At 59.5% G+C, this 24,881-nt stretch carries 21 protein-coding genes; 11 read left to right on the forward strand and 10 right to left on the reverse strand.

Annotation, left to right across the window (positions count from 1 at the left end):
* The first annotated feature begins 479 nt into the window (after window positions 1-479).
* The 8 genes from G5253_RS08625 (at window position 480) to G5253_RS08660 (ending at window position 9,628) form a co-directional block, all read left to right on the forward strand.
* Window positions 480-3,035 (forward strand): TonB-dependent receptor, encoded by a 2,556-nt coding sequence (locus G5253_RS08625; protein WP_266134188.1) that lies wholly within the window; start codon window positions 480-482, stop codon window positions 3,033-3,035.
* Between the two features lie 108 nt (window positions 3,036-3,143).
* Window positions 3,144-3,908 (forward strand): DUF3450 domain-containing protein, encoded by a 765-nt coding sequence (locus G5253_RS08630; RefSeq protein WP_005343435.1) that lies wholly within the window; start codon window positions 3,144-3,146, stop codon window positions 3,906-3,908.
* On the forward strand, window positions 3,905-5,278 hold the full coding sequence (locus G5253_RS08635; RefSeq protein ID WP_110303404.1) for a MotA/TolQ/ExbB proton channel family protein: 1,374 nt from the start codon (window positions 3,905-3,907) through the stop codon (window positions 5,276-5,278). The genes G5253_RS08630 and G5253_RS08635 overlap by 4 nt, the downstream gene beginning before the upstream one ends.
* A gap of 10 nt (window positions 5,279-5,288) precedes the next feature.
* Window positions 5,289-5,816, forward strand: coding sequence for a MotA/TolQ/ExbB proton channel family protein (locus G5253_RS08640; protein WP_005338936.1), 528 nt, complete (start codon window positions 5,289-5,291; stop codon window positions 5,814-5,816).
* A gap of 67 nt (window positions 5,817-5,883) precedes the next feature.
* The gene (locus G5253_RS08645; RefSeq protein ID WP_005338933.1) at window positions 5,884-6,291 is read left to right on the forward strand and encodes an ExbD/TolR family protein; all 408 of its coding nucleotides are present in this window, start codon (window positions 5,884-5,886) and stop codon (window positions 6,289-6,291) included.
* A 16-nt stretch (window positions 6,292-6,307) separates the two neighbouring features.
* Window positions 6,308-6,943, forward strand: coding sequence for an energy transducer TonB (locus G5253_RS08650; RefSeq protein WP_005343441.1), 636 nt, complete (start codon window positions 6,308-6,310; stop codon window positions 6,941-6,943).
* An 11-nt stretch (window positions 6,944-6,954) separates the two neighbouring features.
* Entirely contained in the window at window positions 6,955-8,196 is a 1,242-nt protein-coding gene (locus G5253_RS08655) for a tetratricopeptide repeat protein (protein WP_021230403.1), read from the forward strand.
* 511 nt (window positions 8,197-8,707) lie between these two features.
* Entirely contained in the window at window positions 8,708-9,628 is a 921-nt protein-coding gene (locus G5253_RS08660) for a L,D-transpeptidase family protein (protein WP_005338927.1), read from the forward strand.
* A gap of 91 nt (window positions 9,629-9,719) precedes the next feature.
* Here G5253_RS08660 and sppA read toward each other — a convergent pair whose 3' ends face one another.
* A complete protein-coding gene (sppA, locus tag G5253_RS08665) occupies window positions 9,720-11,564 on the reverse strand; it encodes a signal peptide peptidase SppA (RefSeq protein ID WP_266134187.1) in 1,845 nt (614 codons plus the stop codon).
* A gap of 318 nt (window positions 11,565-11,882) precedes the next feature.
* Between sppA and G5253_RS08670 the strand changes: the two genes are divergently transcribed.
* Together G5253_RS08670 and G5253_RS08675 are read left to right on the forward strand one after the other, a co-directional pair.
* Window positions 11,883-13,922, forward strand: a complete 2,040-nt coding sequence (locus G5253_RS08670; protein WP_266134186.1) for an NADPH-dependent 2,4-dienoyl-CoA reductase — start codon at window positions 11,883-11,885, stop codon at window positions 13,920-13,922.
* Window positions 13,923-14,036: 114 nt separating this feature from the next.
* On the forward strand, window positions 14,037-14,585 hold the full coding sequence (locus G5253_RS08675; protein WP_005338924.1) for an NAD(P)H nitroreductase: 549 nt from the start codon (window positions 14,037-14,039) through the stop codon (window positions 14,583-14,585).
* A 382-nt stretch (window positions 14,586-14,967) separates the two neighbouring features.
* Here G5253_RS08675 and G5253_RS08680 read toward each other — a convergent pair whose 3' ends face one another.
* From G5253_RS08680 to G5253_RS08690, 3 genes are all read right to left on the reverse strand, one after another.
* Entirely contained in the window at window positions 14,968-15,522 is a 555-nt protein-coding gene (locus tag G5253_RS08680; protein ID WP_266134185.1) for a sugar O-acetyltransferase, read from the reverse strand.
* A 164-nt stretch (window positions 15,523-15,686) separates the two neighbouring features.
* Window positions 15,687-16,565, reverse strand: a complete 879-nt coding sequence (gene prmA / locus G5253_RS08685; protein ID WP_005349476.1) for a 50S ribosomal protein L11 methyltransferase — start codon at window positions 16,563-16,565, stop codon at window positions 15,687-15,689.
* Between the two features lie 537 nt (window positions 16,566-17,102).
* The gene (locus G5253_RS08690) at window positions 17,103-18,119 is read right to left on the reverse strand and encodes a zinc-binding alcohol dehydrogenase family protein (RefSeq protein ID WP_181223327.1); all 1,017 of its coding nucleotides are present in this window, start codon (window positions 18,117-18,119) and stop codon (window positions 17,103-17,105) included.
* A gap of 100 nt (window positions 18,120-18,219) precedes the next feature.
* Between G5253_RS08690 and G5253_RS08695 the strand changes: the two genes are divergently transcribed.
* On the forward strand, window positions 18,220-19,092 hold the full coding sequence (locus tag G5253_RS08695) for a LysR family transcriptional regulator (protein ID WP_216951974.1): 873 nt from the start codon (window positions 18,220-18,222) through the stop codon (window positions 19,090-19,092).
* Between the two features lies 1 nt (window position 19,093).
* On the opposite strand, the gene G5253_RS08700 is transcribed toward G5253_RS08695, so the two are convergent.
* The 6 genes from G5253_RS08700 to aroQ all read right to left on the reverse strand — a co-directional run bounded on the left by G5253_RS08700 (window position 19,094) and on the right by aroQ (window position 24,826).
* A complete protein-coding gene (locus G5253_RS08700) occupies window positions 19,094-20,521 on the reverse strand; it encodes a PTS transporter subunit EIIC (RefSeq protein ID WP_042080616.1) in 1,428 nt (475 codons plus the stop codon).
* An 89-nt stretch (window positions 20,522-20,610) separates the two neighbouring features.
* Window positions 20,611-22,068 (reverse strand): sodium/pantothenate symporter, encoded by a 1,458-nt coding sequence (gene panF / locus G5253_RS08705; RefSeq protein ID WP_204420362.1) that lies wholly within the window; start codon window positions 22,066-22,068, stop codon window positions 20,611-20,613.
* Entirely contained in the window at window positions 22,058-22,321 is a 264-nt protein-coding gene (locus G5253_RS08710; RefSeq protein ID WP_005349483.1) for a YhdT family protein, read from the reverse strand. Before G5253_RS08710 ends, panF begins: the two co-directional genes overlap by 11 nt.
* Before the next feature lie 207 nt (window positions 22,322-22,528).
* A complete protein-coding gene (gene accC / locus G5253_RS08715; RefSeq protein ID WP_216951972.1) occupies window positions 22,529-23,869 on the reverse strand; it encodes an acetyl-CoA carboxylase biotin carboxylase subunit in 1,341 nt (446 codons plus the stop codon).
* A gap of 15 nt (window positions 23,870-23,884) precedes the next feature.
* Window positions 23,885-24,340: an acetyl-CoA carboxylase biotin carboxyl carrier protein gene (accB, locus tag G5253_RS08720; protein WP_216979391.1), complete on the reverse strand. Its 456-nt coding sequence runs from the start codon at window positions 24,338-24,340 to the stop codon at window positions 23,885-23,887.
* A gap of 36 nt (window positions 24,341-24,376) precedes the next feature.
* Complete coding sequence (aroQ, locus tag G5253_RS08725; RefSeq protein WP_139743401.1) at window positions 24,377-24,826, reverse strand: type II 3-dehydroquinate dehydratase; 450 nt, start codon at window positions 24,824-24,826, stop codon at window positions 24,377-24,379.
* Between the last annotated feature and the right edge of the window lie 55 nt (window positions 24,827-24,881).

The following is a 24,881-nucleotide window of genomic DNA, read 5'->3' on the forward strand; positions in this document are numbered from 1 at the left end:
TAAAAAATATAAACAGCTGTTTGTTTGAATCTTTTTTTTGTTTATGTGATTGAATTTTAAGTGCTTTTATTTCTGCTGTCAAAGAAGGGAAAACGATATCATCTCGACAAATTTATCTATCTCCCCCATCGGAGTGGTCAGTCACAATAATAATTAAAATAGAGTTTTATTCTTATTTTTGCCAATAAATCGAAATAAGATATAAAGAGACAGCACGTAAACAAATAAGTTCATCAACTTTTAATTCAGCGTCTTTTACATGTTTTAACAACGATTTCACATTGCGCGGGATGTTTTTGGCAGAATTATTCACTAATTATGCCGGTCAAAATTAATACACTCCGCTTATTCCACATCTCACCCTCCCGATCCCCCCACTCCATTGACGTCGCCAGTCAAAGATTGATAAGCCTTACGCATCGCTCCAAAGAGGGCGGTATCAGGAAGCAAACAATAAACAACCAGGAAGGATATAAGCGATGCTTAGGAAGAGCAGAATCTCTGCTGCGATTGCGTTCGCCTTGGCGAGCCTTGCGGCGGCCCCATCCGTATCTGCCGAAGAAGGGCAGAACGTCGAAAAACTGCAGAAAATCAAAGTCACTGGCTCCCGTATCTCTCGTGTTGATGTTGAGGGGGCGACTCCGGTTGTCTCTGTCAGCAAGGCCCAAATTGAACAGTCTGGCCAGCAGACTGTGGCTGATTATCTGAAACAGGCCTCCTACAACTCCTTTGGTGGTTTCTCTCCATCCTCCGGTAGCTCAGCCCAGTCACAAGCCACCGTAGGGCTGCGTGGCCTTGGTGAAGATCGCACGCTGGTGCTGCTCAATGGCAAGCGTATCGCCGGTTCTCCCTCCATGGGGGGCACCGCCATCAACCTCAACACCATCCCCATGGCGGCCGTTGAGCGGGTGGAAGTGAACCTGGACGGTGGCTCTGCCCTGTATGGTTCTGATGCCATCGGTGGCGTTATCAACGTGATCCTCAAAGAGGGTTTTGAAGGCTTGTCATTCCAGGGGCGCGTCGGTTCACCGACCGAGGAAGGTGGTGACGAACAGAGTGGTTCCATCGTCAGCGGTATTTCGGGTGAGAAAGGTTCCCTGATGATGGTCTACGAACATGATGTCAAAGACGAAATCTATTACAAGGATCGTGACTATCTGGCCAAGCAGGGGGCTGAGTCTCCTAGCCTCTATGGTCGCAATATCAAGGGAGTAGACGCGGCAACTGGCAAGACCGTAACCCGTACTCTGAATGGGGTCGACTGTGAAAGCACCGGCGCCGGTTTTGTCACCAAGGGTACGGCTTGCCGCTTCGACTTTGCCCAGGTCGCAGCCAAGACCGCCTCGCGTACTCGCGACACCGTCTATGTCAACGGCCGCTACCATATCAACGACAATGTGGATTTCGTGCCACAGATGATTGGTTCCCGGGTCACCAGTTTTGGTCGTTTCGCCCCTGCTGCAGGTGCCTTCACCGTGGATGGCTCCACCCCTGAAAGCGCTGCAGTCCTGGCTGCCAACAACTTCAGCACCGCCAAGGCTGCGACGGTTTACTACCGCTTCAACAACGTCGGTCCCCGTGACAACGAAGTGACCGACTTGACCGGTACTCTGAACCTGGGTTTTGAAGGGGTGGTTCCGACCGAGGCGGTTGGCGATCTGGAGTGGAACGCCGGTTACATGTACTCCAAGACAGATAACCAGAGTATTGGTAATGGCTATGTATTGGAGCCGGCGGTTCAGACTCAGGTAAACAGTGGAAACTTCGTCAACGGCAGCTTCTCCGCTGATGCCACCAAGGATCTCTCTTATACCACCAGCCGCAACTCCAAGATGGATTTCTTCCAGTGGTATGGCGGTCTGGGTTGGGAGATGGGCGAACTGCCTGCTGGACCGGTCAGCTGGTATCTGGGTGCCGAGTATAACGATTGGGTTTACTCCGACACCTACGACAGCCAGTCCGAAGCGGGTAACGTACTGGGTTCATCCGGCAACTCCGGTAGCGGTGTGCGCGATGTGTTTGCCACCTACATCGAGAGCCTGATCCCCATCACCGAGCAGATCGAGCTGAACCTGGCGGGTCGTTACGACAAGTACAGCGACTTTGGCAGCGCCTTCTCGCCCAAAGCGAGTCTGCGTTATCAGCCACTCGACCAGCTGATGTTCCGTACCTCCTGGTCCCAGTCTTTCCGCGCGCCGGGTCTGAATGATCTCTATGCGGCGGATGCCCAGTCAGCGGACTTTGCCAAGGACTATGTCTACTGCCAGGCCAATGGTATTGCCAACTGTTCCGAAGAGCAGTACGAGACAACGCGCCAATCCAACAAGAACCTGAAGGAAGAGACGGCTGACACCTTTACCATTGGTGCTGCTTACAACCCGCTGGACAATCTGAACCTGTCGCTCGATTACTACTACATCAAGATTGATGACGTGATCCAGTTGGCTACCACCCAGACCCAGTTCTATCAGGAGCTCAATACCGGCAGCAACCCGAACGTCATTCGTGACGCCAACGGCGATGTCGAGAAGGTCTATGCCGGCATGGTCAACTTGGGGCAACTCAAGACCAGTGGTATCGACTTCAAGGCGGACTACAAGTACGACTTCAACTCCTTCACCCTGCGTTACGACTTTGGCAGCAGCTACATCCTGAAATATGAGGAAGGTCTGTTTGCTGGTGGCCCAATGGTTGACAAGAAGGGCTGGAATGGCAAACCCGATTTCCGTTTCAACTCCGGGATCGGTGCCAACTTCCCACAGCTGTGGAATCTGGATACCTACCTGAGTACCAACTATATCGACTCCCAGAGCCAGGACTATGTGGATGACAAGGAAGAGGGCCATATTGCTTCCAACACCGTCTGGAACCTGAACGTGGCGGTCGATACCAGCTGGAATGGCAAGATCCAGACCGGTGTGAAGAACATGTTCAACCGTGGCCCCTCCCTGTCAAATGATGGTTACACCTACGATGAATACCTCTACAGCATTGACGGACGGGTCTACTACATCGACTACACCCAGAAGTTCTAATCAACCCCGTTGATATACAACCTCAGCCGGCCCGGTCGGGCCGGCTGTGCCCAACGTCCAAGGAAGTTACGGAGATAGGGTAATCCTATGAAGACAAGGACCATTACAATGAAGAAAGCGCTCCTTGGCAGCCTGGTTTCGGCCGCCTTGTTGACCAGCTTCAATCTGAGTGCCGCCACTGCCGGTCAGGCCGTGGACGCTCAAGCCGCCACCGACAACGCATCCAAAGTTTCCCAGCAGAAGATCGACAGCTATGCCGAATCTGCCGAATCCGCACTGGCCCAGTACAAGGCAGCCCTGCGTCAGGTCGACAGTCTGCGCACCTACAACGAGCAGGTGAGCAAGATGGTCGAGTCCCAGAGTGCCGAGCTGGCGTCGATGCAAAAGCAGATCGCCCAGATTGATCAGACCAGCACCGAAGTTGTCCCCCTGATGCTCAAGATGATCGACTCCCTCGAGCAGTTTGTGGCGCTGGATCTGCCGTTCCAGAAGGTCGAGCGCGAGGACCGCGTAGCAGCCCTGACCGACCTGATGAACCGTGCCGATGTCACCATCTCCGAGAAGTACCGCAAGATCCTAGAGGCCTACCAGATCGAGGAGGGCTTCAGCCGCACCATCGAATCCTACAAGGCGAGCCTGGACAAGGATGGTAGCGAGAAGACCTACGAGTTCCTGCGGGTTGGCCGCATCGCGCTGCTCTATCAATCCCCGGATGGCAATGAGACCGGGATGTGGAACAAGAAGACTCGCCAGTGGGAAGAGTTGCCCCAGGAGTATCGCAGTGCGGTTGAACAGGGCCTTCGCATCGCCAAGAAGCAGGCGCCTCCCGCTCTGATCAAGCTGCCGGTTCAAACTGCGGAGAAAGCATCATGAAAGGAATCAAACTTGCGATTGCCTCCCTGATTGCGGGAGCAACCCTGGTCACCCTGCCGGTGACCGCCGCCGAAAAACCGGTGGATCTCAATGCGCTGCTGAATCAGGTCAAGGCCTCCAGCCTGAGCGAATCCCAACTCAACAAGGAGCGGGAAGCCCGCTTCCTGGCTGACAAGAACGAGCAGGGGGCGCTGCTGGCCAAGGCCAAGGCCGAGCTGGCTGCCGAAACCGCCAAGGGCGAGCAGCTCAAGGCGACCTTCGATGCCAATGACAAGCAGCTGACCGAGCTGACTGAAACCCTGCGCCAGCGTTCCGGCAACATGGGTGAGATGTTCGGCGTACTGCGTCAGTTCGCCGGTGAGTTCAAGGGGATCTTCAACGCCTCCGCCCGTCGGGTCGAGCATCCGGAACAGACCGCGCTGCTGACCCGTCTGGCCGAGAGTAAAGAGCTCCCCTCCAGCGACGATCTGGAAGCGTTCTGGACCACCACCCTCAGCCGCATGGTGGACGGTGGCAAGGTGAGCCAGATCCCGGCGACTGTGGTCTACGGCGAAGGCAACCAGGCCGAGAAGACGGTCACCCAGATCGGTGAGTTCAACACTGTCTCCGAAGGCAAGTACCTCACCTTCGTGCCGGAGACCGGCAAGTTCGAGCAGCTTTCCCGTCAACCTGACAAGGGGGTGCTGGCACCGATCGCCGAGTTTGAACAGGGCGGTGACGGGGTCAAGCCCATCTTTATCGACCCGTCTCGCGGCGTGATCCTCTCTCTGCTGGTGCAGTCACCGACTCTCAAGGAGCGGATCGATCAGGGTGGTGAAGTGGGTTACGTCATCATGGTGCTCGGCGTGCTCGGTACCCTGCTGGCCATCTTCTGCGGTATCCGCCTGTCGCTGATCGGCTCGTCCATGCGCAAGCAGCTGAAATCTGATCAGATCATCAAGGGCAACCCCATTGGTGACATGCTGGGGGCCTACCAGAGCCATCGCGGTGACAACATCGAGGATCTGGAGTCCAAGCTCGACGAGATCATCCTGCGCAACGTGCCCAAGTTCGAGAAGGGCATCAGCATCATCAAGCTGATCGCTTCCGTCGCGCCGCTGCTGGGCCTGCTCGGTACTGTAGTGGGGATGATCGCCACCTTCCAGGCCATCACATTGTTCGGTACCGGCGATCCCAAGCTGATGGCGGGCGGTATCTCGGAGGCGCTGGTGACCACCATGCAGGGTCTGGTCGTCGCGGTGCCCATGCTGTTCCTCTACACCATTGTGCAGACCCAGAGCCGTCGTCTGATCCAGGTGCTGGAAGAGCAGAGCGCCGGTTTCGTTGCCCGTTATCAGGAACGTCTGCACGCCTCCAAAGCCGCAGCGTAAGGAGTCACCCATGTGGTTCTGGTTGATTGAAGAAGTCGAGTCGGTCCGCCGGTTTTTGGGATTGGGGGGCGATGTACTGGTCGCCCTGTTCTTCCTGACCCTGATGATGTGGGCCCTGTTGCTGGAGCGCTGGTTCTACTTCATGGCGGTCTACCCCAAGCAGGTGAAGCAGACCAAGGCCACCTGGCTGGCTCGCACCGATCATCTCTCCTGGTCTGCCAAGCAGATCCGGCGCGAGCTGGTCTCACGGGTTGCCATGGCGGTGGACAAGGGGATGCCGGTCATCAAGGTGCTGATCGCTCTCTGCCCGTTGATGGGGCTGCTCGGCACCGTGGTGGGGATGGTGCAGGTGTTTGACACTTTGGCCATCACCGGCACCGGTTCGCCGCGGGCGATGGCATCGGGGATCTCCAAGGCAACGGTACCGACCATGGCGGGCATGATCGCCGCCCTTTCCGGCCTGTTTTTTGTCAACCAGCTCGATCACAAGGCCAAACTGGCGGTGCAAAAGCTGGAAGACAACCTGAAACACGGTTGATGCAGGATGCATACCCCCGGCGAGGCATGGCCTGCCGGGGGCACAGAACAAGCAAGGAGTTTCTGCTATGAGAAAACGTTACAGCGACAGCGGTGCTGACGAGGCGGCTATCGATTTGACCCCCATGCTGGACATAGTGTTCATCATGCTGATCTTCTTCATCGTCACCACCTCCTTCGTCAAGGAGTCCGGTGTCGAGATCAACCGTCCCAGTGCCAGCACGGCCGAGACGGTGAAGAAGGGCAATATCATGGTCGCGGTGCGCGAAAACGGTCAGGTCTGGGTCGACAAGCGGGTGGTCGAGGTCGGTGCGGTGCGCGCCAACATCGAGCGGCTGCGGGCCGAGAACCCGGAGAGTGCCGTGGTGATCCAGGCCGATAACGAATCCCGTTCCGGTCTGGTGGTGCAGGTCATGGATCAGATCCGCATGGCCGGTGTCCAGAACATCTCCATCGCGGCAGACAAGAGCAGCTGATGCCGGAGAGAGACCTATGAGATACCTGATATCGTTGGCGGTCTCCTGTGTGGTGGTGTTCTTTCTGTTTCTGGGAATGAACAAGCTGATCACACCGGATCACCGGGAGCTGGTGGAGAAGGATGACGTCACCATGACCGATTTCATCCGCCTCAAGCCCCAGGAGACCCTGCAAGAGAAACAGCGGGAGCTGCCCAAACCGCCGCCGCCCAAGCGTCCGCCGCCGCCTCCCGAGATGGAAGTGGCTAGCACGGATCGGCCGAAGATGGAGAGTGCGCCGATGGACATGCCCAAGCTCGACATCCCGGTCAACATCGGTGGTGGCAACGCGCTGGGTGCCTACAGTACCGGCGGCGGTGGTGGCGGAGTCGGTGGCAACAACGGCGCCATTCCGCTGGCAACCTTCGAGCCCATGATGCCCCGCAAGGCGGCACTGGCGGGGCTGGCCTCCGGCAAGGTGCTGGTGGAGTTCACCGTCACCGAGCGCGGCACTGTCAGCAACGTGCGGATCGTCAAGGAAGAGCCGCGCAGCTATGACCTCGGCAAAGAGGCGCGCAAAACCATCGCCAAGTGGACGTTCAAACCGGCCATGGTGGATGGCAAGCCGCAGGCGAGCCGTATGCAGCAAGAGATCGAGTTTGCGGTCAACTAAGGAAGGTGGCGATGAACAAGTTACACAAGATGATCCTCGCCCCGGTCGCCATGGCGGTGCTGCTCAGCACCGCCAGTTGGGCCGCCGAGCAGCCGGCCCTGTCGGATCGGGCCTATCGGGCGGTCAACAAGGCGCAGGAGCTGATCACCGAGAAGAAATACGGCGAGGCCAATGCCAAGCTGCAAGATGCCCTCTCCGGCGCGGGCGAACGGGTCTACGACAAGGGGGTCATATTGCAGACTCTCGGTTTCGTGGCCGCCCAGCAGGAGAAATACGGTCAGGCGACCAAGTACTTTGCCGATGCCATCGCGACAGGCGGCCTGCCACCACCGGTGGCCCAGCAGGTGCGCTACAACCTGGCCCAGCTCTATATGGCTGAGGGTAATTATCAGGGGTCGATCAAGACCATGAAGGAGTGGTTTGCCAACCAGGGCAAGGATGACAAGCCCAACTCCCATGCCTATATCACGCTGGCCAACGCCCACGTGCAGCTCAAGCAGTACCGTGACGCGATCCCGGCAGTGGATCAGGCGATCAAGCTGTCGGCAGGTAAAGCGCCGGAGTCCTGGTATCTGCTGAAGATGGGCGCTCACTACGAGCTGAAACAGTACAAACCGGCGACCGAGGTGCTGACCTCTCTGGTCAACATGTTCCCGGAGAAGAAGAAGTACTGGACCCAGCTGTCGGCCATGCATATGCAGGCAGGCAACGATGCCAAGGCACTGGCGGCGCTGGAGTCGGCCTATAACCTCGGCATGTTGACCGAGGCCGCCGAGCTGCAGCGCCTCGCCAACTACCTCGCCTTCACCGGCATTCCCCATCGCGCCGCACGGGTGATGGAGAAGGGGATGAAGGACGGGGTGATTGAGCAGAGCGCCAGCAACTACAAGACCCTGGCCAACTACTGGCATCAGGCCAAGGAGCTGGATCCGGCCATCGACACCCTGGCCAAATCTTACCAGCTGGCTCCGAGCGCCGAATTGCAGCTGAAAATGGCGCGCATGATGATCCAGAGCAAACGCTATCAGGATCTGGTGGCGCTGGCCGCCAAACCGGCCGCCAATGCCAATGGTGAACAGCGTGCGGATCTCAAGTTCCTGACCGGGGTCGCCTATTTTGAGCAACAAAAGCCGAAGGAGGCCCTCAACGCCTTCACCCAGGCGGCTCAGAATGGCAACGTCAGCGGTCGGGCATCTCCGTGGATCAGCTTCCTCAAAGAGCAGAGTGGCACCGGAGAGGCAGCCGTCCAGTAATTCCAATGACAACTACCTGTAGTCCCTTTTATGGTTGCCTGGTGGCTCCATTAACCGCTCTTCGGAGCGGTTTTTTTATGGTGGCGGCCAGCACCGGCGGGTGGCCGATGCGCGGTTTTATCCCTCTTCATGCCAATACAGAGCCTCCCTCGACATTGGCCTATCTCCCCGGATGCGACAAACGTTTTAGCTAGGGCTGCAACCGTGACACAAGGTGGCGCAGCGCTGTGGCTGACGGGAGCTCGGGTGGCTCGCTGCCAGGCGGGCCGTGCCATTCATCTTTCTCTTTGCTGCGACTTGCCTGTGTGGCTTTTGCCCTGTTGATAAGCGTCACATCGAAAACGGCTACTTTTAACAAGAAAAGCAACATATGGAAGTTGAAATTTTGGCCGACTCAGGAAAGAATGCGCGCTCGGTTATTGGCGTCGTGGGGCAGGTTAACCCGCCACCGGCAGACCGAGGATGAGACGGCCCCCGGCCCATTTGGTATAGGAAACCACACAGGAATTTTATGAATCCCCTTCGCACTGCCGCTTCGGCCCTTTTATGCACATTTGCGCTGGTCAGCCAGCAGGCTGCCGCCGTCGAGTACCGTCTGCCTGCGGCCAACAGCCGCCTGATCGGTGAAAATCAGGAATACGTGGTGCCTGCGGACAACCGTCCGCTGGAGCAGATCGCTGCTGACTTCCAGCTGGGTCTGACTAACATCATGGAAGCCAACCCGGGCGTTGATCCCTATCTGCCGAAAGCGGGTAGCACCCTGATCATCCCCCACCAGCTGATCCTGCCCAACGCGCCCCGCGAAGGGATCGTCATCAACGTTGCCGAGATGCGTCTCTACTACTACCCGAAAGGGAAGAATGTGGTGGAAGTACTGCCCATCGGCATCGGTCAGCTGGGGGTAAACACCCCGGAGAACTGGATCACCAAGGTAGAGCGCAAACGCGCCAACCCGACCTGGACCCCGACCGAGAACATCCGTCGTCGCTATGCCGCCCAGGGCAAGACCCTGCCGGCAGTATGGCCAGCCGGTCCGGATAACCCCATGGGTCTGCACGCCCTCTATATCGGCAACCTCTATGCCATCCACGGCACCAATGCCACCTTCGGCATCGGTCTGCGGGTGAGCAGTGGCTGCGTGCGTCTGCGCGCTGACGACATCAAGTATCTGTTCGACAACGTGCCGGTCGGCACCCGCGTCCAGTTCGTCAACCAGCCGGTCAAGACCACGGTCGAGCCGGATGGCGGTCGCTACATGGAAGTACACGAGCCGCTGTCGCGCACCGAGGAGGAGTTCAACTCCACCGCCTCCGTGCCGCTCCCGATGACACCGGCTATCACCCGCTTCATCGCCCACGCCGAGTCTGACTCCAACGTGGTCAAGCAGGTGCTGGAACAGCGTACCGGTATGCCGACCCGCCTTAATCCCTGATTGAGCAAGTTGGCGGTGCCGCGCGCACTGGCTGAATAAAGAAAACGGCGACCAGATGGTCGCCGTTTTTCATGGGTGAGTCACCGCTTGCTCACTGCACGCAGACCGGGCAGAAGGCGTAGGTGCCTTGCGGATCGTTGAAGCGGGTGAGCGGGTCGATACTGCGGTTCACTTCCACCAATGCCTTGCCAAATCCAGCCGGCAGCCAGCTTTGCAACTGGGGGGCCAGCACTTGAGCACTGCTGTCAAACAGCTGGCGCAGGAACTTGTCCTTGGTGGACTCCTCCTGCTCGATGGGGGTCACCTGCCACTCTTTGAGGTTGGCCAGTTCGGCGGCTGCCTTGATGGCGTCATCCAGATTGCCGAACTCGTCCACCAGCCCCAGGGCCTTGGCATCTTCGCCGGTCCAGACTCGGCCTTCGGCCGCTTTTTCGGCCTCTTCCGGGCTCAGACCACGGCCCTTGCTGACCAGACCGATGAAGCGCTGGTAGGTATCTTCCACGCTCAGCTGTATGGCCTGACCGACGTGATCCGGCAGGGCGCGGGTCGGGCCGACGCCGACGTAATCTGTGGTGCCGACCCCGTCGGTATGCACGCCGAACTGGGCCAACGCCTTGTCGATGGTGGCGAACATGCCGAATACCCCGATGGAGCCGGTGAGGGTGGTCGGGGAAGCGAAGATTTTGTCCGCATCGGCGGAGATCCAGTAGCCCCCGGAGGCGGCATAGCTGCCCATGGAGACCACTACCGGTTTGCCTGCCTGTTTCAGGGCCAGCAGCTCGGCGCGGATCTGCTCGGCTGCGAAGGCGCTGCCGCCGGGGCTGTCGACCCGCAGGACCACGGCTTTGACCTTGTCATCGCGGCGGGCATCGGCCAGCAGGTCGGAGAGGCTATCACCGCCTATGGTACCGGCAGGCTGGACGCCATCCATGATGGCGCCGCTTGCGACCACCAGACCCACCTCATCCTTGCCGCTCTGGGGATATTGTTCCGGAATGGCAGCCAGATACTCTTTCAGGCCGACCCCTTTCCAGCCGTGGTCGTCCGCTTCACCCACCTCTTTAATGACCGCCTGGGTCATCTCGTCGCGGGTGGCCAGCTGATCCACCAGCCCGTTGTCGAGGGCGTAGTTGGCGGCATTGCCACCGGCTTTGCGCAGCAGCTCGAGGAAGCGCTCCTTGCCCGGCGCGACCGCATCGGGTTCGATCTCCCGCAGCTCGGCTACGTCAGCCACATAGGATTGCCACAGCTGATCCAGCCAGCGCTGGTTCGCTTCTTTGCTCTCGGGAGACATCTCGTCGCGGGTATAGGGCTCGACGAAGGATTTGTAGGTGCCGACCTTGAATACATGCGGGGTGATGTTGAGCTTCTCCAGCGCCGACTTGAAGTAGGTCTGGTAGACCCCAAGCCCCTCGATCACCACGGCGCCACTCTGGTTGAGCAGCACGTGATCGGCGTGGGCCGCCAGCAGGTATTGCCCCTGAGTGTAGAAGTCGGCCATGGCGATCACCGGTTTGCCGCTCTCCCGGAAGGAGTCGATGGCACTCGCCACCTCCTGCAGTTTGGTGAAGTTGGCTCCCTGCAGCCCTTGCGGCTTGATCACCAGCGCCTTGATGCGCTCGTCATCCTTGGCACTCTTGATGGCCCATAGCAGGTCGGAGAGGACGATCTCGCTCGGCTGCTCATCGCTGCTGTCCATCTGACGCAGCAGTTGTACGGTGGGATCTGTCTGGGAGCGTTGCTCCACCAGCACGCCGTTGAGATTGAGAGTCAGCGCGCCTTCGATAGGCGCCTTGGGAGCCTCTTTCTGGCTGACGCTGAAGACGATGACCAGCACTACGATGAGAAACAGCAGATTGACCAGCATCAGCCGGGTGAAATTGAGCAGGCGCCACAGGCTGCGGAACAACCAACCCAGACCTTTGAAAATAGACATAGTCGCGTTATCGCCCTGTTAATGGGTAGAGAAGAGCCATTATTAACCAGTTGCGGGCGAAATTGCCATTTCCGACTGGCGGATCCCGTTTATCTTCGTTCAGGGCACGGCTGTTCGCTGAAAAATTGTCCAAACATTTGTTTGAAAAAGAATTTTCGATTCTTTACTCTAGCTTCAGTTTGATAACAAAAAATTAACTGGAGGCATCGTGAGCCGCTATCCGACCCTGCTGACCCCGCTCGACCTTGGCTTTACCCAGCTGCGCAACCGGGTGTTGAGCGTTGTTCCATGCACCCTGGCCTTAAAGAGGAAGGCATCATGAGTCGCTATCCCCATCTGCTGACGCCCCTTGACCTCGGTTTTACCCAGCTGCGCAACCGTGTGTTGATGGGCTCCATGCATACCGGCCTCGAAGAGGAGAAGGGCGGTTTTGACAAGCTGGCCGCCTTTTATGCCGAGCGCGCCCGTGGTGGTGTTGGCCTTATCGTCACCGGCGGCATTGCCCCCAACCTGCGCGGTCGGCTAGTGCCTCACGGCTCGCAGCTGAGCTTCCCCTGGCAGGTGAGCAAGCACAAGAAGGTGACCAGCGCCGTGCATCAGGAGGGGGGCAAGATTGCGCTGCAGATCCTCCATGCCGGTCGTTATGCCTATCATCCGTTCAGTCTGGCGCCGAGCGCCCTCAAGGCCCCCATCTCCCCGTTCAAGCCACGCGCCATGAGCGAGCGGCAGATCCGCGGCACTATTCGCGACTTCGCGGCTACAGCAGCGTTGGCCAAGGCGGCCGGTTATGACGGCGTCGAGGTGATGGGCTCGGAAGGTTATCTCATCAACCAGTTCATCTGCGAGCGCACCAACAAGCGCACCGATGGCTGGGGTGGCAGCAGCGAAAACCGGATGCGCTTCCCGGTGGAGATTGTCCGCGCCATCCGCGAGCGGGTCGGCACCAACTTCATCATTATCTTCCGCCTCTCCATGTTGGATCTGGTGGAGCAGGGCTCGACCCTGGAAGAGGTGATTGCGCTCGGCAAAGCGCTGGAAGCGGTGGGGGTGACCCTGATCAACACCGGCATCGGTTGGCACGAAGCGCGCATTCCCACCATTGCCACCAGCGTGCCGCGCGGCGCCTTCAGCTGGGTGACCGCCGAGCTGAAAAAGCATCTCAAGGTGCCGCTTATCACTACCAACCGGATTAACACCCCAGAGGTGGCAGAGCGGATTCTGGCGGGGGGCGAGGCGGATATGGTCTCCATGGCGCGCCCTTTCCTGGCTGATCCCGAATTTGTCATCAAGGCGGCCGAGAACCGGGCGGATGAGATCAATACCTGCATCGCCTGCAACCAGGCCTGCCTTGACCATGTGTTCAAGCAGAAGCGGGCCTCCTGTCTGGTCAATCCCCGCGCCTGTTTCGAGACCGAATTGACGTTTGGCCGCGTGCCCCAGCCCAAGAAGCTGGCGGTGGTGGGGGCGGGCCCGGCCGGGCTGGCGTTTGCCTGCTACGCTGCCGAGCGCGGTCATCAGGTGAGCCTGTTCGATCAGGCCAGCGAAATCGGCGGCCAGTTCAACTTCGCCAAGCAGATCCCCGGCAAGGAGGAGTTTCACGAAACCCTGCGCTATTTCGCCAAACGGCTAGAGAAGTGCGGCGTCGAGCTCTATCTCGGCCAGCGCCAGAGTGCCGAGAGCCTGCTCGGCGGCGGTTTTGACGAGGTGATCCTCGCTACCGGTATTCGTCCGCGCACCCCCAATATTCCAGGCATCGAACATCCCAAGGTGATGAGTTATCTCGACGTATTGCGGGATCACAAACCGGTCGGCCAGAAGGTGGCGGTGATCGGTGCAGGCGGCATCGGCTTCGATGTGGCCGAATTCCTTGTGGAGAAAAGGGTAGAGAAGAAGGTGGAGACGGATGCCGATGGGCACCGTGATCACTGGCTCAAGGAGTGGGGCATCGACAAACAGCTTGGCGAGCGCGGTGGCCTCACGGCTCCTGAAATCGACGCCCCCGAGCGCCAGATCTGGCTGCTCCAGCGCAAGGAGAGCAAGGTGGGTGACGGACTTGGCAAGACCACCGGCTGGATCCACCGTACCGTGCTCAAGAACCGCAAGGTGCAGATGCTCTCCGGGGTGCAATATCTGGGGATCGATGACGAGGGCTTGCACATTCAGGTGGGCGAGAGCAAGCAGTGTCTGCCGGTGGATCAGGTGATAGTCTGCGCCGGGCAGGAGCCCCTCAAGGAGCTGCAGGCGGGTTTGCAGGCAGCAGGCAAGCCGGTGCATATCATCGGTGGTGCCGACGTGGCAGCCGAGCTGGATGCCAAGCGCGCCATCCGGCAAGGGGCCGAGCTGGCTGCGATCATCTAGCCAGCTGTGCCATCCTGCCCTTTATCGTGCGATAAACCCCTGAGCCTCAGGGGTTTTCTTCATTCGGTGCTGTGCTAAGGTAGCGCCATCATTGCCCCAGAGAAGGAATTGCCCATGGATGCCCTCACCCTGTTGCTCAATCGCCACTCCTGTGGCCGTCTCGCCGATCCCGCCCCGAGCGGTGAGGTGCTCGACAATATCCTCAAGGCGGGCCTGCGTGCGCCGGATCACGGCACCCTGACCCCCTGGCAGTTCATTCTGTTTGAAGGGGAGGGGCGTGAGCGGCTGGGCAAGCTGCTGGCCGAGGCGGCCCGTGCCCGTGGCGAAGATGAAGAGAGCATCAAGAAGTGCAGCGAAGCGCCACTGCGGGCGCCCTTGGTCGTCGCCGTGGCAACCCGTTATCAGGATCACCCCAAGGTGCCGAAACTGGAGCAGGAGCTCTCTGCAGGTTGTGCCCTGATGGCGATGCAGATGGCGGCGCAGGCACAGGGCTTCAACGGTATCTGGCGCTCCGGCTGGTTTATCTTCGATGAGCAGATCAACAAGGGATTGGGACTGGCGGCAGAGGATCAGCTGGTGGGTTTCCTCTACCTCGGCACCCCCATGCTGGAAGCACGCAAACTGCGCGAGCTGCCGCTCGATGAGTTTGTCCGCCGTTTCTGACACCTCGGCAACGTTGCGGTTGAGAGAAGCAAAGCCTCGAGAAGTCGGGGCTTTTCTGTTTAACCGTGAATAGTAACCAGAGAAATTGGGGAAAATAAATGGCTCAAAGAGGCTTCGCGCGCCATAGCAGGTAATTATTTAAATAGTGCGATGTACCTCGCAATCCTGTGGTATTTCACTATGTAAAACGTTTGCGTATTCGCTAATATCTCCCTGCCAGTTTAGAAGGGCACTCCTTCTAATTTTTCTGCGATGAGAGTCGCAATTCCGTAGCACCTTTTAACAGCCCAACGTCTTCGTGACATTGGGCTTTATTTTTTTATGGGGTGTCGGGGCTGTTGTGAGTTGATGGCGGTATCGGCATACAACGCGGTTGGCTGCCTTATGCTCTGTTTTTGGCTGGCAGGATCCGGGCCGGGTTGCCGACTACCCGAGCACCGGCCGGTACATCTCTGGTGACTACGGCGCCCGCGCCGACGATCGCCTCCCGCCCTATGGTGACGCCGGGCAGCAAGATGGCGCCTCCACCAATCCAGACCTTGTCTTCAATGGTGACCGGCAGCGCTGTCTCTGTTCCCTGAATTCGTTTGTCGGCCTCCAGCGCATGGGCTGCGGTATAGATCTGCACGTTTGGCCCAATCATCACATGGGCGCCGATGCGAATGGGGGCGTTGTCCAGCAGGGTAGCCCCCATATTGATGTAGCTGCGCTCGCCAAGGTGGATGTGGCAGCCATAGGTGCAGTAGAGGGGCGGGCAGATAAAGGCATTCTCTGCCAGTTCGCCAATCAGCTCCGCCAGTAGTGCCCGCTGCTCTGTCTCCTCTTCCGCCTGATTGAAACGGCGATAGCGCCGTGCCGCCTCCCGGCGCAACTGGGCCAGCTCGGGTGCCATGCAGTTGTACGGTTGGCTGCTAATCATCTTCTGGTATTCGCTCATGGCAGGGCCTCAATGATGTGGAAGAACGATGTTAATCCCTTATTGGCCAGAGAAGCGTGAACCGTCCCCCAGAGTAGGAAAGGGGGGAGAAACAACAAGAGCACCCGTGGGTGCTCTTGTTTAATAAAGATGCTGACTTGCCGCCTTGAGAGTGGGAGCTATGTTTAGCCGTGCTTGCGGCCGGAGAGGCGGCACCACTCCTCCTTGACTGCGGTCGGGTCCATCTCGAACCACTGGCCGTAGATAGTTTCCAGTTCCGGGGCCTGGCTCTCCAGCACGCCGGAGAGGGCCATCAGGCTGCCCGGCTTGCCGTGGCCGGCGATCAGCGGAGCCAGTTCGCGCAGCGGGCCTGCCAGGATATTGGCGACCACCACGTCCGCTTCGACATCTTGCGGCTGGTCGGCCGGCAGGTAGAGCTCAATCTGGTCGGCGACGCCGTTGCGCGCGGCGTTGTCGCGGCTGGCCTGAATGGCCTGCGGGTCGATGTCGATGCCGATGACGCGGGCAGCACCCAGTTTCAGGGCGGCGATGCCGAGAATGCCGGAGCCACAGCCAAAGTCGACCACGGTTTTACCGGCCAGATCCAGCCCGTCCAGCCACTGCAGGCAAAGGGCGGTGGTGGGGTGGGTACCGGTACCGAAGGCCAGACCCGGATCCAGCATGACGTTGACTGCATCGGGGTTCGGCACATCGCGCCAGCTCGGGCAGATCCAGAGGCGCTCGCCAAACTGCATGGGGTGGAAGTGATCCATCCACTCGCGCACCCAGTCCTTGTCTTCCAGCTGCTCGACCTTGTAGCCGACATTTTCGCCGAAGATCTGCTGGAAGAAGGCGATAGTGGGGGCCGGATCGGTTTCGGCATCGAACAGCCCCATCACTTCGGTCTCGCCCCAGAGCGGGGTTTCACCGGGCATGGGTTCATAGACGGGCACATCCTTGGCATCCATAAAGGTCACCGCCTGGGCTCCACGCCCCAGCAGCATGTTGCTCACCTTGTCTGCGGTCTTGGCAGTGGCGTTGATTCGAATTTGTATCCAGGGCATGGCGTCGACTCTTCATAAATGTGAAACCGCGAGATTCTACCATCATGGGGCAGTGCTGTCGTGGTTTGCCCATGACGTGGAGGGATTAGGGGGCTTTTGCCGGATTGGCACGGTTCCTGTATTGCTCTATGCAGGCGAAGACGACCGGTTTTCGCTGAACGCTTTGCTCAAGTTCCGTCATCTTTCACTGCCACCCTCGGGTGGCATTTTTTTATCTGCACTTGTTTGCCTAGTAAACAGTCTGCCAGATAAAAAAAGAGCAAGGTCGGCTCCTTGCTCAAGGACGGGCTGACGCCGTTTTGGCGCATTCATGCTGCTGTTGGCACGCCAGATGCAAAGACTAATATGTCCTGCATAAGGATATGTGTGTGATTGTTACCCCAATGTTCAGGTATTCAGGCCATTTCTCGCGAAATGGCCTCTTTTTTGGCTGATTGTCGGACGTTGGTCTGCCACAGGCTGTCATGAGTGCCGCTGATTGTGCCCGTTTGGGGCATCTCCTTGGTGAACTTATCCCATCATGGTGCGTTGGAGGGCTTAGTTGGCAAAGCCGCTCATGTCGATCACCAGCTTGCCTACCATGCGGCCTGCTTCCACCTCGGCATGGGCCTGAGCCAGCGTGACCGGGGTCAGTGACGGGATGGTTCTGGTCAGGGTGGTCTGCAATACCCCTTCATCGACCAGTGCCGCCACCCGGCCGAGCAAGCGGTGCTGTTCGATCATGTCCGGGGTCTGGAACAGGGAGCGGGTGAACATGAACTCCTGGCTGAAGGTGACGCTCTTGCTCTTGAGCAGGGAGAGATCCCACGGCTCGCTCGATTCAGCGATGGTGCAGATATGGCCAAATGGGCGGATCAGCCCTGCCATGGTAGCCCAGTGCTCGGCGGTGGCGTTGGTGCAGAAGATGGCATCGACCTGAGTGATGCCAAGGGCGGTCAGCTCCTCCTGCAACTTGTGGTGGTTTACGACCTGATGGGCGCCCATCTCGAGGCACCACTCACGGCTCTCGGGGCGGGAGGCAGTAGCAATCACCTCCATGCCGGTGAGCTGGCGGGCCAGCTGGATGGCGATGGAGCCTACGCCACCGGCGCCGCCGATGATCAGCAGTTTGCCACGGCTCTCGCGGGTGAGGGCAAAGCGCTCGAACAGGGTCTCCCAGGCGGTGATGGCGGTGAGCGGCAAGGCGGCGGCCTCCACATCGCTCAAGCTGGTGGGGGCGATCGCGGCGATGCGCTCATCCACCAGTTGCAGGGCGCTGTTGCTGCCCGGGCGGCTGATGTCGCCGGCATACCAGACTCGGTCGCCCGCCTTGAACAGGGTGACTTCGCTGCCGGTGGCGATCACTTCCCCCACCGCATCCCAGCCCAGCACCCGGGGCGAGCTTTCAATTTTGGCCTTGGGGGAGCGCACCTTGGTATCCACCGGATTGACGGAGGTGGCAGTAACCCGGACCAGCAGATCCCGCGGACCCGGAACCGGATCGGGCAGGTTGGCTGCGATAAAGCAGTCGGGGTGGTCGCTTGGCAGATAGTGAGTCAGGGCAATGGCTTTCATGGTATTTCCTTTCAAATCGCTGTGTTCGGGATTGCCACTCACTCTAGTCTGGTTGATTATCAAGATTAAGATGGGTAATCGGTAAAGACTGTTTGAATATATGAACAATGTCGATCTGGAGTTGATGGGGCTGTTTGCCACCGTGGTGGAGCAGGGAAGCTTTACCCGAGCCGCCGAGCTGCTCGGTATGCCCAAGTCGTCGGTGAGCCAGAAGATCTCGCGGCTCGAATCCCAGCTCGGGGTGCGGCTGTTGCAGCGTACCACTCGCAGGTTGAGCCTGACCCCGCAGGGGGAGCTCTATGTGGAGCACTGTCAGGGGCTGCTGGCACTGGCCCGCAGTGCCAATCTGGCGATGGCACGGCTGCGCTCGGCCCCGGCGGGGCGGGTGCGGATCACTGCCCCCGAGGCGACCGGCACCCTGCTGCTTGGCCGGATCCTGGCCGAGTTTCGTGCGCTTTACCCCGAGGTGGTACTGGAGCTGACCCTGAGCGATGAGCAGCTTGATCTGGTGGGCGAGGGTTACGATCTGGCGCTGCGGGCGGCGCCGCTGAAAGACTCCAGCCTGATCTGCCGGCGTATCGGTCAGGTGCCGCGCCATCTGGTTGCGGCCCCAGCCTATCTGGCGGCCCACGGCATGCCGCAACAGTTGAGCGAGCTGGGCCGCTATGCCTGTCTGGTGCACTCGGCCATGCCGGTGTGGCCATTGCTGGAGGGGGGCTGGCGGCCGCAGGGGGCCTGTGTCAGCAACAGCTTGCTGGCGCTGCGGGAGATGGCGCTTCATGACGGGGGGATTGCCCTGTTGCCCCACCATGTCTGTGAAGGGGATTTGGCGGCGGGGCGGCTGCAGAAGGTGTTGCCGGATCAGCCCATTCCGGCCAACCCGTTTTACCTTATCTATCCGAGTCGGGAGCATCTGGCTCCCGCCCTGCGCACCCTGATGGATTTCGTGGCCGAGCGGTTGCCGTTCGCCTGAGTTACCAGCTGCTCTGGCTGGCCGACTCCTGATTGGGTTTGAGGCCGAGGGGGACCGACTGGCGCTCCGCCAGCATGCGGATCTGCCCTTCAATCAGGCTGGCGCTGGGGCCCAGCACCAGCACCAGCTGGTGGTCGTTGAGCTGGATCCAGGAGAGGCAGCCCAGACCCAGCAGGCGGGATTCATCCACCAGTGAAATATCGCGCACCCGCAGGCTGAGGCGGGTGATACAGACACTCATCGCCACCAGATTGTCCATCCCGCCCAGCACCTTGAGGTACTGGATCGCCAGCATCTGCGGGTCTGAGGGGGCAACGCTGGCAAGGCGCGGATGCTCCACCGCGATGGGCTTGCTCGGCATGCTGAGGGGGGCGCGCTCCAGCAGTTGGTAAAAGAGCAGGGTGTAGGCGACGAAAAACAGGATACCGACCGGAATGAGCCAGAAGCTGTGCTCCCCAGCCTGATAGCTCAGCACCAGATCCAGCAGACCGGCGGAGAAGTAACTGCCCACCTTGATCCCCAGCCCGCTACAGACAGCGAGCGATAGCCCGGTCAGCAGGGCGTGGGCGAGAAACAGCCAGGGGGCGGTAAAGGCGAACAGAAATTCGATAGGCTCTGTGATACCCACCAGTGCCGAGGTGAGCGCCAGGGTGAGTAGCAGCCCGCCCTGTGGCAGCCGCTGCATCCGCTGGCGGTGCAGCCAGATGGCAAAACAGGCGCCCGGTAGTCCGAACATGATGATGGGGTAGAGACCGGCCACATACCCTTCATGAAGGGGTTGGGCGGTGGCCAGCGCCTGCAGGTTGCTCTCGCCAAGGCCGATGACGCTGCCCAATACCTGATGCAGCCCGAGCGGGATCAGCAGCCGGTTGAGGGTGCCGTAGCAGAAGGCGCCAAATGGCGTGGTGAGCAGCTCGGAGGTGAGCAGGGTCAGCCCGCGCTCCAGTGGCGGCCACAGCAGCGAGAGGGGGATGGCGATCAGCAGGCAGGCCAAGGCCGACACCAGCAGGCTGGGAAACTCCCCCCTGGCGATCTGCAGCCAGCGGGGCAGGGTTTGCTGGTGAACCCAGGGATAGATAATGGCGGTGGTGAGTCCCGCCAGCAGGCCGCAGATCATGTCTGCGTGCAGGTTGGGGGCCAGAGTATTGAAAGCTGTGCTGAGCAGCAGGAAGTTGACCGCACCCGCCAGCGTCTGTCCGCCCAGCTCCTGCCGACTCAGGCCAAAGGCGATCGCCACCGCATAGATAAGCGGCATCTGGCTGAAGATCGCCTGACCGGTGAGGGAGAGCACCGCCAAATCGAGCACGTCGGGTTGGCCAAGCCGGTAGATCAGCGCCGCCATCGGCAGGATGGAGACGGGCAGCAGCAGGGCATAACCGAGCCGCTGCAGGGCTTGAGTAACGACTTGTCGAGTGGCTTTAACGGGCATACAGCGGCTACGTTCTGTGACTTGGCGCACAGTTTAACCGGAAAACACCTATTTGGGGATAGTTTTGGAACCCCTAATTTATATTTTTATTATTTCTGCCCGAAAAGCTCGCGCACTTCCCGCGAGGGCGGTGCCGTCAGCAGGCTCACCGTGATAAAGACCACCAGCGCCAGTGTAAGGCTTGGCACGATGGCGTGCAGGCCAGCCAGCTTGATCCCCCACTGACTCAGTACCCCATAGCTGACGATGCCGCTGACCATGCTGGCCAGTGCGCCCGGGCCGTTGGCCCGCGACCAGTAGAGGCCGAGCACCAGTGGCCAGAGGAACACCGCCTGCAGACCGCCAAAGGCGAGCAGGTTGAGCCAGATGATCATCTCAGGCGGTTGCAGCGCCGCCAGCAGCACCAGGGTGCCCAAGATCAGGGTACAGAGCAGAGAGAGACGCGGAATGCGCACCTCCAGCTTCTCCTGCTTTGGATTGAGATAGTTGAGGTAGAGATCTTTCACCAGAGTGGCGGAAGCCTGGATCAGCTGGGAGTCGATGGTGGACATGATGGCCGCCATCGGCGCCGCCAGAAAGACCCCGGCCAGCCAGGGGGGCAGCACTTCCATCATCAGGGAGGGCATGATCTTGTCCGGGCTGTCCATGCCGGGCAGGATGGCGCGGCCAAGGGCGCCCGCCAGATGCATGCCAAACATCAGCAGGGCGCTGACCACAGTACCGATCAGAATGCCGCGATGGAGCGCCTTGCTGTCGCGATAGCCAAAGCAGCGCAGCGCCGAGTGGGGCAGCCCCACCACCCCGACACAGACCAAGATCCAGAAGCTCAGCATAAAGGGCTGGGTCAGCATGTCGCCGGCCCCCTGCGGGCTCACCAGCTTGGGGTCGATCTCCCTGAGCTGGTGGATGAGGTTCGGCAGGCCGTCACCGGCAATCAAAATCCCCGCCAGCAAGGCGCCGGTGCCGATCAGCATGATGATCCCCTGCAGGGCATCAGTCATCACCACCGCGCGAAAGCCGCCGATGATGGTGTAGAGCAGCACGCAGCTGGCAAACAGCATCAACCCCTGCTGGTAGGAGAGGCCGGTAGCGGTCTCCAGCAGGCGGGCGCCGCCGATGAATTGCACCACCATGGTCGCGATAAAGGCGAGGATGATAGTAATGGAGCCGAGGATCACCACCGCCTTGCTCTGGTAGCGGGCCCACAGCATGTCGTTGATGGTCACCGCATTGACCCGGCGGGCGATGATGGCGAACTTCTTGCCAAGCACTCCCAGAGTGAGCCAGACGGTGGGCAGCTGGATCATCGCCAGCAACACCCAGCCCAGACCGATCTTGTAGGCCGCGCCCGGCCCACCGATAAAGGAGGAGGCCGAGGTGTAGGTGGCCACTAGCGTCATCGCCAGCACCAGCCCGCCCATGCTGCGGTTGCCGATGAAGTACTCCTGCACGAAGTTGCCTTCTGCGCGATGGCGGCTGGCCCAGAAACCCACCCCCAGCACCAGCACCAGATAGATGACGAGCGGCAGCATCAACTCAAGATTCATGGGATGACTCCTTGCCGGAAGGGGAGTGGGTATCGAGGGGGATCTCCACAAACAGCCGGTTCACCATCAGGGCGCAGAGCAGAATGAACAGCAGCGGCATCACCATGCAACTGAGCAGGAACCATAGCGGCAGCCCCCACAACTCCAGCTGGAGCGGGATAAAATAGGCGGTGCCATACCAGGCAAAGAAGTAGAACAGGGTCAGCAGCAGGCAGAAAGCTGCTTCCCGGCGGGCGAGAGCAAAACGGTTCACCTTGGCCTCCGACAAATTTGAGGGGCGCAAGGATAACAAAAAAGGGCCATGTCGCCATGGCCCTTTTTCAGCAGAGGCTCCTTGCGGAGCAGACTTCCACCGGAAGTCCGGTCACTATCAGCGATCCTTACAGACCCAACTTCTTGTGCAGATAGTGGGCGTTGGTACTGCCACCGTGCAATGTCATCGGGTCTCTATCAGCGATCCTTACAGACCTAACTTCTTGTGCAGGTAGTGGATATTGGTGCCACCGTGCTGGAAGTTTTCGTCTTTCATGATCTCTTTTTGCAGCGGTACGTTGGTCTTGATCCCTTCCACCACCAGCTCGTCCAGCGCATGACGCATGCGGGCGATAGCAATGTCACGATTCTCGCCGTAGCAGATCAGCTTGCCGATCATCGAATCGTAGTGGGGCGGTACCTTGTAACCGGCATAGATGTGGGAGTCCCAACGCACGCCCAGTCCACCCGGCGCGTGGAAGCGCTGCACCAGACCCGGAGAGGGCATGAAGGTGGCCGGATCTTCGGCGTTGATCCGGCACTCGATGGCATGGCCACGGATGCGGATATCCTGCTGGGTGATCGACAGGGGCTGACCGGCGGCGATGCGCAGCTGCTCCTTGATCAGATCGATACCGGTGACCATCTCGGTGACCGGGTGCTCAACCTGGATACGGGTGTTCATTTCAATGAAATAGAACTCGCCGTTCTCGTACAGGAACTCGAAAGTACCCGCACCGCGGTAGCCGATCTCGATACAGGCGCGCACACAGCGCTCGCCGATGAACTTGCGCATTTCGGCGGTGATGCCGGGCGCCGGCGCCTCTTCCACCACTTTCTGGTGGCGACGCTGCATGGAGCAGTCACGCTCGCCCAGATAGAGGGCGTTGCCCTGGCCGTCTGCCAACACCTGAATTTCGATGTGGCGCGGGTTTTCCAGGTACTTCTCCATGTAAACCATGTCGTTCTTGAAGAACTGGCCTGCTTCGGATTTGGTTAGGGCAATGGCGGAGGCTAGCTCGGCCTCGCTGCGTACCACGCGCATGCCACGACCACCGCCGCCACCGGCAGCCTTGATGATCACCGGATAGCCGATGCGCTTGGCAATAGCGGCATTGCGCTTGGTGTCGTTGTCCACCGGACCGTCAGAGCCCGGTACACACGGTACGCCTGCCTTCTTCATCGCTTCGATGGCGGAGACTTTGTCACCCATCAGGCGGATGGTCTCGGCGCGCGGGCCGATGAAGATGAAGCCGGATTTTTCGACCACTTCGGCAAAATCGGCGTTCTCGGAGAGGAAGCCGTAACCCGGGTGGATGGCCACGGCACCGGTCACCTCGGCGGCGGCGATGATAGCCGGAACGTTGAGGTAGGAGTCGGTACTGGCTGGTTTGCCGATACAGATGGATTCGTCGGCCAGCAGCACATGTTTGAGCTCCCGGTCGGCGGTGGAGTGAACGGCCACTGTCTTGATCCCGAGCTCTTTGCAGGCGCGCAGGATCCGCAGGGCAATTTCACCGCGGTTGGCGATGACTACTTTGTCCAACATGGGTGGCGATTTCCCTTATTCGATGATGAACAGCGGCTCGTCAAATTCGACGGCCTGACCATTTTCAACCAGGATCGCTTTGATCACACCGGCCTTGTCAGACTCGATTTGGTTCATCATTTTCATGGCTTCGACGATGCACAGGGTATCGCCGACATTGACTTGCTGACCCACTTCCACGAACGGCTTGGCTTCCGGGCTGGAGGAGCGGTAGAAGGAGCCAACCATGGGAGAGCGCATCAGGTGACCGCTCGGTGCGGCATCTGCGGCCGGCGCAGCGGAAACCGGGGCGGCGGCTGGAGCGGCAACCGGAGCGGCTGCTTGCTGCATGATCATCTGCGGTGCGGCAGTGACCTGGCCTGCGAAGTTGCGGCTGATGCGAACGGACTCTTCACCTTCGGAGATCTCCAGTTCGGCGATGCCGGACTCTTCAACCAGTTCAATCAGCTTCTTGATTTTGCGGATATCCATTAGCATTCTCTTTCTTCTTTATCTGATCAGTGATTATCAAGCCGCGTGCAGATGGCGCACGGCCGCGGTTAAAGCGAATTGATAGCCATCGGCCCCCAGACCACAAATGACCCCTTTGGCGACATCAGACAGATAGGAGTGATGACGAAACGGCTCCCTGGCATGAACGTTTGACAGGTGAACCTCGATAAAGGGTATGGCGACACCCAGCAGCGCATCGCGGATGGCGACGCTGGTGTGGGTGAAGGCGGCCGGATTGATGATGATGAAATCCACCTGACCCATGGCCTGATGGATGCGGCTGACCAACTCATGTTCGGCGTTGGATTGCAGATGTTCCAGAGTGACACCGAGTTCGCTGGCGTTGAGCTTCAGATCGGCGACGATCTCATCGAGCGTCTTGCTGCCGTAGATACCCGGTTCCCGTTTGCCCAGCAGATTCAGGTTTGGACCGTTGAGCAGGAGAATTCGGCGATGTTGCGACATATTGAGTGCATCCTCGATGATCATGCTGCTATCTGTCAGCTATCTTGTGGACTAC

This window comes from Aeromonas sp. 602658 (assembly GCF_049173005.1).
Taxonomy (GTDB): Bacteria; Pseudomonadota; Gammaproteobacteria; order Enterobacterales; family Aeromonadaceae; genus Aeromonas; species Aeromonas veronii_A.